11 protein-coding genes are annotated in these 10,016 nt (G+C 63.9%); 3 read left to right on the forward strand and 8 right to left on the reverse strand.

Features of this window, described 5'->3' with window-relative positions:
- Positions 1 to 59: 59 nt before the first annotated feature.
- A complete protein-coding gene (gene trxB / locus VFB05_RS29400) occupies positions 60 to 1,028 on the reverse strand; it encodes a thioredoxin-disulfide reductase (RefSeq protein ID WP_325019162.1) in 969 nt (322 codons plus the stop codon).
- Positions 1,029 to 1,238: 210 nt separating this feature from the next.
- On the opposite strand from trxB, the gene VFB05_RS29405 reads away from it, so the two are divergent.
- Together VFB05_RS29405 and VFB05_RS29410 are read left to right on the forward strand one after the other, a co-directional pair.
- A complete protein-coding gene (locus VFB05_RS29405; RefSeq protein ID WP_325019164.1) occupies positions 1,239 to 1,712 on the forward strand; it encodes an Lrp/AsnC family transcriptional regulator in 474 nt (157 codons plus the stop codon).
- Positions 1,709 to 2,209 carry a VOC family protein gene (locus tag VFB05_RS29410; RefSeq protein ID WP_325019165.1) on the forward strand — a complete coding sequence of 167 codons (501 nt, stop codon included), beginning with the start codon at positions 1,709 to 1,711 and terminating at the stop codon, positions 2,207 to 2,209. Before VFB05_RS29405 ends, VFB05_RS29410 begins: the two co-directional genes overlap by 4 nt.
- A 131-nt stretch (positions 2,210 to 2,340) precedes the next feature.
- Here VFB05_RS29410 and VFB05_RS29415 read toward each other — a convergent pair whose 3' ends face one another.
- From VFB05_RS29415 to carB, 3 genes are all read right to left on the reverse strand, one after another.
- Entirely contained in the window at positions 2,341 to 2,769 is a 429-nt protein-coding gene (locus VFB05_RS29415; RefSeq protein WP_325019179.1) for a DoxX family protein, read from the reverse strand.
- Positions 2,766 to 3,242 carry a transcription elongation factor GreA gene (gene greA, locus VFB05_RS29420; RefSeq protein ID WP_325019181.1) on the reverse strand — a complete coding sequence of 159 codons (477 nt, stop codon included), beginning with the start codon at positions 3,240 to 3,242 and terminating at the stop codon, positions 2,766 to 2,768. Before greA ends, VFB05_RS29415 begins: the two co-directional genes overlap by 4 nt.
- 211 nt (positions 3,243 to 3,453) lie before the next feature.
- Positions 3,454 to 6,768: a carbamoyl-phosphate synthase large subunit gene (carB, locus tag VFB05_RS29425; RefSeq protein WP_325019167.1), complete on the reverse strand. Its 3,315-nt coding sequence runs from the start codon at positions 6,766 to 6,768 to the stop codon at positions 3,454 to 3,456.
- 314 nt (positions 6,769 to 7,082) lie between these two features.
- On the opposite strand from carB, the gene VFB05_RS29430 reads away from it, so the two are divergent.
- Entirely contained in the window at positions 7,083 to 8,147 is a 1,065-nt protein-coding gene (locus tag VFB05_RS29430; protein ID WP_325019169.1) for a YihY/virulence factor BrkB family protein, read from the forward strand.
- 1 nt (position 8,148) lies between these two features.
- Here VFB05_RS29430 and VFB05_RS29435 read toward each other — a convergent pair whose 3' ends face one another.
- The 4 genes from VFB05_RS29435 to VFB05_RS29450 form a co-directional block, all read right to left on the reverse strand.
- Complete coding sequence (locus tag VFB05_RS29435) at positions 8,149 to 8,676, reverse strand: hypothetical protein (protein WP_325019171.1); 528 nt, start codon at positions 8,674 to 8,676, stop codon at positions 8,149 to 8,151.
- 19 nt (positions 8,677 to 8,695) lie between these two features.
- Positions 8,696 to 9,010, reverse strand: coding sequence for a HigA family addiction module antitoxin (locus VFB05_RS29440; protein ID WP_325019173.1), 315 nt, complete (start codon positions 9,008 to 9,010; stop codon positions 8,696 to 8,698).
- An 8-nt stretch (positions 9,011 to 9,018) separates the two neighbouring features.
- Entirely contained in the window at positions 9,019 to 9,297 is a 279-nt protein-coding gene (locus VFB05_RS29445; protein ID WP_325019175.1) for a type II toxin-antitoxin system RelE/ParE family toxin, read from the reverse strand.
- 47 nt (positions 9,298 to 9,344) lie between these two features.
- Positions 9,345 to 10,016: carbamoyl phosphate synthase small subunit (locus tag VFB05_RS29450; protein WP_325019177.1), on the reverse strand; the 672-nt coding region annotated here is incomplete at its 5' end.

Genomic DNA, 10,016 nt, shown 5'->3' on the forward strand with positions numbered 1-10,016 from the left:
TGCGCTTCCACCCTTCGCCGTAATCCCGCCTGGTTGCTGGCGCGGGTTCGGCTTTGCAATCACTCGGCCGCCACGGCCGGCTCGGCCTCGCCTTGCGCGGCGAGGAATTTTTCAGCTTCCAGTGCCGCCATGCAGCCCTGGCCCGCCGCCGTCACGGCTTGGCGGTAGATGTCGTCGGTCACGTCGCCGGCGGCGAAGACGCCGGGCACCGAGGTCGCGGTGGAAAACGGCGCAGTGGCGACATATCCCGAAGGCTTCAGCTTGACCTGTCCGGCCACCAGCTCGGTCGCCGGCTTGTGGCCGATGGCGATGAAGACGCCGTCGATCGGCTTATCCGTGAGCGCGCCGGTCTTGATGTTGCGCAGCGTCACCGATTTCACCTTGAGCGGGTCTTCGCTGCCGCTGACTTCCTCCAGCACCGTGTCCCAGATCACCTTGATCTTTGGATTCTTCGCCAGCCGATCCTGCAAAATCTTTTCCGCGCGGAAACTGTCGCGTCGGTGCACGATGGTCACTTCGGCGGCGAAATTGGTGAGAAACAGCGCTTCCTCTACCGCGGTATTGCCGCCGCCGATGACGACGACTTCCTTGTCGCGATAGAAGAAGCCGTCGCAGGTGGCGCAGGCGGAGACACCATAGCCCTTGAATTTCTGCTCGGAGGCGAGCTCCAGCCAGCGGGCCTGGGCGCCGGTCGCGAGGATGAGCGCATCGGCGAGATAGACGTCCCCGGAATCGCATTCGAGCCGGAACGGCCGCCGCGACAGATCGGCCTTGTTGACGTGATCGCCGACGATGCGGGTGCCGACATGCTCGGCCTGCTTCTGCATCTGCTCCATGAGCCAGGGACCTTGGATGACATCGGCGAAGCCTGGATAGTTCTCGACGTCGGTGGTGATGGTGAGCTGGCCGCCGGGTTGCACGCCCTGGATCAGGATCGGGTCGAGCATCGCCCGGGCCGCATAGATCGCCGCCGTGTAGCCGGCCGGCCCGGAGCCGATGATGACGAGCTTGGCGTGGGTCGTGGTCATGAAGGCTTCCTGAAGCCTGGAATCGGGGCAGGGAGCCTTTGCTTCCCAGCCCGTCGGGCAATCTAAGCCTTCCCACGAGCTATGCAAGCCGCGCAACCCCCGCGGCAGCCGGCTCCGTCGGCGCAATAATATTTCGCAAAGACCGATTTCGCGCTATGCAACGGAGGTCCGCGCGTCGGCCCTGGCGCCGCGGCTTTTCGGAGTTTGGGCGTGAGCCGGCGTCTCGACAGCATCGACCGACATATTCTTGCCGAGCTGCAGGCCGACGGCCGCATCACGAACGTGGACCTGGCGAAACGGGTCGGCATTTCCGCGCCGCCGTGTCTGCGCCGCGTGCGCGCGCTGGAGGAAGCCGGCTACATCAAGGGCTACCGCGCGCTGCTCGACGAGAAGCTGCTCGGCTTCGAGGTCACTGTCTTCGCCCTGGTGCATCTGTCGAGCCAGGCCGAGGCCGATCTCGCCGCCTTCGAGGAATTCGTGCGGGCGCAGCCTCTGGTGCGCGAATGCTGGATGCTCTCCGGCGAAATCGATTTCATCCTCAAATGCGTGGCGCCGGACCTGAAGACCTTTCAGGCCTTTGTCGCCGAGCTGACCGCCGCGCCGCATGTGCGCAATGTGAAAACCTCGCTGACCCTGCGCAATTCCAAGGATGTGGCCATGGTGCCGCTGGAGCTGAAAACGTGACCGCCTTCAAGAGTCCGGCGTTGGCCGGCGTCACCGGCATCAAGCCGAGCAAGCCGCGGCGCGTGGCGCCGAGCGGCATCCTGCATTTCACCATCAGCGTCAGCGATCTGGAGCGCGCCCGCCGGTTCTATGAGGATATCGTCGGCGCCACCTATTGGCGGCAGAACGACAGCACCGTCTTCATGCGCTGCGGCGAGCAATATTTCGTCCTGTCCAAGGGCCGCACCAAGGAACACGTGCCGCCGAATGACGGACGTGAGATCCTGATGCATCACGCCTTCCTGGTGCAGGGCGACGATTTCGACGCCGCCGTCGCGCATCTCGAGGCCAATAGCGTCGAGATTCTGCTCTACGAAGACAAGGGTCACCGCAGCTTCACCGGCCGGCACCTCTATTTCCACGACCCGGACGGCAACGCCATCGAGTTCATCGACTTCCAGGGCATCGGCGACGTGAACGCGCCGGCCTATGAAGGCCGCGAACGGCGGCGCAAATAACTCGTCATTCGGGGGCACGCGCAAAGCGCGTGAACCGGGAATCGAGAGGCAAATTCAGAGTATGCGTCTGGATTCCGTGTCCGCTCGCAGGGCTCGCGTCCCGGAATGACGTCGAATGGGTTGCCCGCGCTTCAGCGCCGGCGCAGCTCGTCCAAGCTCCAGGCGCCGCCGCCGGCTGCCGCGAGATAAAGAAAGACGAAGCAGAAAAGCACCGCCTCGTTGCCGCCATTGAGCAACGGAATAAATCCCTTGGGGAAATGGCCGATGAAATAGGCGGCCGCCATCTCGCCGGAGAGAATGAAAGCGGCCGCTCTCGTGAAAAGGCCGACCAGCAAAAAGCTGCTGCCGACAAATTCAATGATCCCGGCTACGCCATAGAGCGACAACAGCGGCAGGCCGGCGAAGATCGGGACCGCCGGAAAACCGAAGAGCTTGGCGGTGCCGTATTGCAGCAGCAATAGCGCCGCCATGATGCGCAACAGGCTGAGGATGCGCGGCGACCAGGTCGCCAGAAAATCGGACCTTATGGCTCGCCTCCGGTGCCGCCGGCGGGCGCTCAGCGCCACTCCACTTTCTTGACTTCATAAGCCCGGGCGCCGCCGGGCGTCACCACTTCCACCTGCGCACCCTTGGCCTTGCCGATCAGCGCCCGCGCCAGCGGCGAGGTGATCGAAATCTTGCCCGACTTGGCGTCGGCCTCGGGTTCGCCGACGATCTGCCAGACCTGCTTCTTGTCGGTGTCCTCGTCGACCAAGGTGACGGTGGCGCCAAACTTGATCGTATCGCCGGACAATTTGGTGACGTCGATCACATCGGCGCGCGCGAGCTTGTCTTCGAGCTCGGCAATGCGGCCCTCGTTATGCGACTGCGCCTCCTTCGCGGCGTGATACTCGGCATTCTCCGAGAGGTCGCCGTGGGTGCGCGCGTCGGTGATCTGCTGAATGATACGCGGCCGCTCGACCTGCTGGCGGAATTTCAGCTCCTTTTCCAGCGCGGCGTAGCCCGCAGCGGTCATGGGAATCTTATCCATCAATCCTTCGTCCTCCAGCCGGCCCTTCCGCGCTTGAGCAGCAGGAAATCGGGCCATCTAGCTTTTCAATTCACCTCGTCCAATTCCGATCCAGACCGCCGGAATTGTATACAGGCATCAAAACAAAAAGTTCCAATCGCTCCGCCGAAACTGGTCGGCGCCGCGACCGGACCTTGTGCCAACTCGCGCCTTTGCCCGGCGGACGGAATTGCCGTCAAGTCGCGCCAGAAAAGTAACTCTGCAGCGCCCGCACCTCGAGGTCGCCCTCGAGATAGGCCTGAAGGCCCCGCGCCGCGGCGACGGCTCCGGAAAGAGTGGTGTAGTATGGAACTTTATGCAAGAGGGCGGCGCGGCGCAGCGATCGGGAATCGGCCAGCGCCGTCGCCCCCTCCGTGGTGTTGAAAACAAGCTGAACCCGGCCGTTTGTAATGGCATCGACGATATGCGGACGCCCCTCCGCCACCTTGTTGATCTTTTCCGCCTCGATTCCGTGATCCACAAGGAAACGCTGGGTTCCGGACGTTGCGATGATGTCGAAGCCAAGGCCGCGCAGCAGGCGGGCGGTGTCGAGGATGCGCGGCTTGTCGATGTCGCGAATCGAAACGAAGACGGTGCCCTTGCGCGGCAGCCGCGAGCCGCCGCCGATCTGACTCTTGGCGAAGGCAATATCGAAGGAGCGGTCGAGCCCCATGACCTCGCCGGTCGATTTCATCTCGGGCCCGAGCACGGTATCGACGCCGGGAAAGCGCGCGAAGGGGAAGACAGCTTCCTTGACCCCGATATGTTTGAAACGCGGCGGACGGAGATCGAAGTTTTTTAGCGGCTCCCCGGCCATCACCCGCGCCGCGATTTTCGCCACGGGCAGGCCCGTCACCTTGGCGACAAAAGGAACGGTGCGCGAAGCCCGCGGATTGACTTCCAGCACATAGATTTCGCCGTCCTTGATGGCGTATTGCACATTCATCAGCCCGCCGACGTCGAGCGCGAGTGCCAAGGCGCGTGTCTGCCGCTCCAGCTCGGCAATCGTCGAGGCCGAGAGCGAATGCGGCGGCAGCGCGCAGGCGCTGTCGCCGGAATGCACGCCGGCTTCCTCGATATGCTCCATGATGCCGGCGACATAAGTATCCTTGCCGTCGCATAGGCAATCGACATCCACTTCGATGGCGTCGGTGAGGTAGCGGTCGAGCAACAGCGGCCGCTTGTCGGAGACGACGAGTTCGGACGGGCCGTGCAGCGTGGCGGCGAGCCGCACCAGATAGGCGTCGAGCTGCGGCGCATCGTGCACGATTTCCATGGCGCGGCCGCCGAGCACGTAAGACGGCCGGATGACGATCGGATAGCCCATGGCGTCGGCGATGGCGCGCGCCTGGTCCGGACTGGTGGCGATGCCGTTCTGCGGCTGCCGCAGCTTGAGCTTGTCGAGCAACTGCTTGAAGCGGTCGCGATCCTCGGCGAGATCGATGGCGTCGGGCGAGGTGCCCAGGATCGGCACATTGGCGCGCTCCAGCGGCTCCGCGAGTTTGAGCGGCGTCTGCCCGCCGAATTGCACGATCACGCCATGCAGCGTTCCCTTGCTGCGCTCGAGATCGATGATCTCCAGAACGTCTTCCGCCGTGAGCGGCTCGAAATAAAGCCGGTCGGAGGTGTCGTAGTCGGTGGAGACGGTCTCCGGATTGCAGTTGATCATGATGGTCTCGTAGCCCGCGTCCTTCAACGCAAAGGCCGCGTGGCAGCAGCAATAATCGAACTCGATACCTTGGCCGATGCGGTTCGGCCCGCCGCCGAGAATGATGACCTTCTTCCTGTCGGAGGGCGCGGCCTCGTCCGCCGGCTTGCCGGCGAAAGGCGGCTCATAGGTCGAATACATATAGGCGGTAGGCGAGGCGAACTCGGCGGCGCAGGTATCGATGCGCTTGAAAACCGGCCGCACGCCGAGCGCGCGGCGCCGATGCGTGACCTCCTCAGGCGCAAGTCCGGCGAGCTTGCCAAGCCGCGCATCGGAGAAGCCCATCGACTTCAGCCGGCGGAAAGCGCCCGCCGAGGCGGGCAGACCTTTCTCTTTGATTTGCGCCTCCATCTCCACGACGCCGCGGATCTGCCGCAGGAACCAAGGGTCGATGCGGCAGGCGGTGTGGATCAGTTCGTCGTCGGCGCCGAGCCGCATGGCCTGCGCGACGTTGAGGATGCGATCAGGGGTCGGCGTGCCGAGCGCGGCGCGGATGGCATTGCGGTCCTCGCCGCCAAGCGCGCGGCCGTCGCCTTTGACGCCGGCAATCGCCACTTCGTCGAAGCCGGTGAGGCCGGTCTCCAGCGAGCGCAACGCCTTTTGCAACGACTCCTGGAAGGTGCGGCCGATGGCCATGGCCTCGCCCACCGATTTCATCGAGGTGGTGAGCACCGGTTCCGCGCCGGGGAATTTCTCGAAAGCAAAGCGCGGAATTTTCGTGACTACGTAATCGATGGTCGGCTCGAACGACGCCGGCGTGGCGCCGCCGGTGATGTCGTTGGCGATTTCGTCCAGCGTGTAGCCGACCGCGAGCTTGGCGGCGACCTTGGCGATGGGAAAGCCGGTCGCCTTCGACGCCAGAGCCGAGGAGCGCGACACGCGCGGGTTCATCTCGATCACCACGAGGCGCCCGTCCGCCGGGTTGACCGCGAACTGCACGTTGGAGCCGCCGGTCTCCACGCCGATCTCGCGCAGCACCGCGATCGAGGCGTCGCGCATGATCTGATATTCCTTGTCGGTCAGCGTCAGCGCCGGCGCGACGGTGATGGAATCGCCGGTATGCACGCCCATCGGGTCGATATTCTCGATGGAGCAGATGATGATGCAGTTGTCCTTCTTGTCGCGCACCACCTCCATCTCGAATTCTTTCCAGCCGAGCACCGATTCCTCGATCAGCACCTCGCTGGTGGGCGAAGCGTCGATGCCGCGCTCGACGATGTCGATGAATTCGGCCTTGTTATAGGCGATGCCGCCGCCGGTGCCGCCGAGCGTGAACGAGGGCCGGATGATGGCAGGCAGGCCGATGTCGTCGAGCGCCTCCAGCGCCTGCGGGATGGTTTTGATTTGGTGCGAGCGGGGCGTTTCCAGGCCGATGCGCGTCATCGCCTCGCGGAACAGCTCGCGGTCTTCGGCCTTGTCGATGGCATCGGCGGTGGCGCCGATCATCTGCACGTCGAACTTGTCGAGCACGCCCATCTTGCGCAGGCTGAGCGCGCAGTTGAGCGCGGTCTGCCCGCCCATGGTGGGCAATAGCGCGAAGCCACCGGGAAGGACTTGCCGTTCCTTCTCGATGATCTTGGCGACGATCTCCGGCGTGATCGGCTCCACGTAAGTGGCGTCGGCGAGATCGGGATCGGTCATGATCGTCGCCGGGTTGGAGTTCACCAGAATGATGCGGTAGCCCTCGGCCTTCAGCGCCTTGCAGGCCTGGGTGCCGGAATAATCGAATTCGCAGGCTTGGCCGATGACAATCGGGCCGGCGCCGATGATCAGGATCGATTTGATGTCGGTGCGTTTCGGCATTGCACTCCGCAATCCAGCTTCGTCATTCCGGGGCGCCGCGCAGCGGCGAGCCCGGAATCCGGATGCGCGGCGCTGAGCTTTTTTCTGGATTCCGGATCCGGCCTTTGGCCGTCCCGGAATGACGAAACATGTAGGCGCACAAAAAAAGGGCGCGCGAACGCGCGTCCTTCGGTCCGCGCCGACCGGGGAGAACCCCGCGCGCGGGCGCTGTTTAGACCAGAATCGCCGGGCAGGGAAGGGGCAGTGGCGCCGCGGGAGGAGGCAACTTCACAGGCTTGAGGCCGTTATCGGAAACGGACCCGCGAGATTGTGGCATGCGCAAGCCAGAGCCCGTCGATATGCCCCGCTGGCTGGCCGGTCTCGCGCTCGCCGGCCTCGTCGCCGCGGCTTGGCGCCGGGAGGCGCGGCCCGCGCCGGCAAAGTCTCGCCGTGGCGGCGCGGAATCGCTGGCCGCGGTCGCAAGCCCCGGTCTCGTGCCCGCCGCCGCGCATGACCCGCGCTCCTGGGACGCGTGGAAGGAATTTCTCTGGCGCGTCTATCAAGCCATGGCCGACAACCGGCTGATGGCGGTGGCCGCCGGCGTCGTCTATTTCGCGCTGCTGGCGCTGTTTCCTGCGATTACCGCCTTTGTCTCGCTCTACGGGCTGTTCAGCGATCCGGTCCGCGTCGGCAAGCATCTGTCGCTGCTCGCCGGCATCTTGCCGGGCGGCGCCTTCGACATCGTCGGCGGACAGATCACGCGCATCGCTTCCATCGGCAGCGGCCATCTCAGCCTCGGCTTTGTCTTCGGCCTCGGCCTCTCGCTCTGGAGCGCCAATGCCGGCATGAAGGCGATGATGGACGCGCTGAATGTCATCTATGGGACGCGGGAAACACGCAATTTCATCAAGCTCAATCTGGTCTCGCTGCTGCTCACCGCGGGCGCCATGGCGCTGATGCTGCTGCTGGTCGGCGCGGTGATCGTCTTTCCGCTGGCGCTGAATTACGCCGGCTTCGGCGGCTGGAGCGACAGCGTCATGCCCTATCTGCGCTGGCCGGTGATCTTCGTCGCCGTGCTGGTCGCGCTCGCCGTGCTCTACCGTTTCGGCCCGAGCCCTTACCGGGCGCGTTTCCGCTGGATCACCCCCGGCTCGATCTTCGCCACCGCCGCCTGGATGATCGGCTCCGGTCTGCTGTCGTGGTATCTCGCCAATTTTGCCAATTATGACGCCACCTACGGCTCGCTCGGCGCCGCCATCGGCCTCATGGTCTGGATGTGGATGTCGGCGGTCGTCGTGCTGCTCGGCGCCGAGATCAACGCGCTCCTGGAAAAATGGCCGGCGAAGCCGCAGCGGCATTATCTGGAGCCGGAACGGCAATCGGCGGCGGCGCAGCCCTGAATTATTGCCGCCAAAGCTGCAGCAGCGGCCCGCTCTTGCCGTAGACCGGATCGCTTTTCGGCAGCGGCACGTCGGGAATCGAGAGCAGCGCCTTGGCGTGTTCCGCCTTGCTGCCGCGGCAGAGATCGTAACGCCCCTCCGCCGGATAAGCCCCGATCACCAAGAGATCGGGACTCGCCCACAGGCATTGATGCCCGGTGCCCGCCGGTAGCAGCACGACGTCGCCCTGGCCGATGTCGAACTCCTGGCCCTTGTCGCCACCGAAGCGCACCTTGGCGCGGCCGCGCGCGATGCCCATGCCTTCATGGATCATCGAGTGATAATGCACGTAAGGGAAAATGCCGTTGCGCCACATCTGCCCCCAACCGTGCTGCTTGAAGGTCTTCTCGATCACCTCTTCCGGGTTGGGCGTGCCCGAAAGGTCTATGACGCCGCGGTAATAAAGCAGCGGCAGGCGCGGATTGTTTGGGATTGCCCCGTCGTCGGCAAACATGAAGGCAAGCGGTTCGATCGGCTTGGTCGCGGCCATCATCAATCGTCCCGCACATTCACGCCACGCGCTTTCCGCGCTCTACCGGCTTCCACAATTTTCGCACCCGCGTTTTCTTTAAGCGACGTTCCGCTTGGTGCAAATCATAGGCGGCTTGCAGCCGGAGCCACATATCAGCCGGCGGATTGGTGAACGCACGCTCCAGGCGTACCGCCATGTCCGGCGTGATCGGGGATTTTCCGTTGATGATCTCGGACAGCGTCTTGCGGCTGATGCCGAGCGCTTTCGCCGTCTCCGTCACGGTGAGCCCCAGCGGCTCCAGCACGTCCTCGCGCAGACCTTCGCCGGGATGGGGAGGTTTCAGCATGGGCATTTTCCACCTCAATGATAATCCACGAGATCGACATCGACGACATCGATGCCTTCGAAGCGAAAGACGATTCGCCAGTTAGCCGATACCGTCACACTCCAAAAACCGGCCAGATTGCCCGTGAGCGGATGCAACCGCAGCCCCGGGAAGTCCATGTCGCGCGGCATCCGCGCCACATTCAGATATCCAAGAATGCGAACAATCTTTTTGCGGTGCGCCGCGTGGATGCCGGAATAACCGCCACGCAAATGGACGAGCTTCAGTCCCCGGTGCCGGAAACTGCGGATCATGGGTTAAGATAATCTGTAACCCGATGGGTGTCAATGGCGCGAATCGATCACGCGCTTTTCTTTCGGCGCATCATATCGACAAAACGCGTGAAGAGGTAATGACTGTCGCGCGGGCCGGGCGAGGCTTCCGGGTGATACTGCACCGAGAACACCGGCTTGTCCTTCAGCGCCAGCCCGCAATTCGATCCGTCGAACAGCGACACGTGCGTCTGCTCGACGTTCTTCGGCAGCGAATCCTTGTCCACCGCGAAGCCGTGGTTCATCGAGGTGATCTCCACCTTGCCGGTGGTGAGGTCCTTCACCGGATGATTGGCGCCGTGGTGGCCCTGATGCATCTTCACGGTGCGGCCGCCGAGCGCGATGCCGAGCATCTGATGCCCGAGGCAGATGCCGAAAGTCGGCGTGCCGCTCTCGATCACTTTTTTGATCACCGGCACGGCGTATTTGCCGGTCTCCGCCGGGTCGCCGGGACCGTTGGAGAGAAACACGCCGTCGGGCTTCAGCGCGATGATGTCCTCGGCCGAGGTTTTCGCCGGCACCACCGTCACCTTGCAGCCGCTGCCCGCGAGCAGGCGCAGGATGTTGCGCTTGATGCCGTAGTCGACGGCGACGACATGAAACTCCGGCTTCTCCTGCCGCCCATAGCCTTTGCCCCATTGCCACGGCGTCTCGTCCCAGGTGAAGCGCTGGCTGCTGGTCACCATGGGCACGAGGTCCAT

Source organism: Bradyrhizobium sp. (assembly GCF_035652035.1).
Lineage (GTDB): Bacteria > Pseudomonadota > Alphaproteobacteria > Rhizobiales > Xanthobacteraceae > Bradyrhizobium.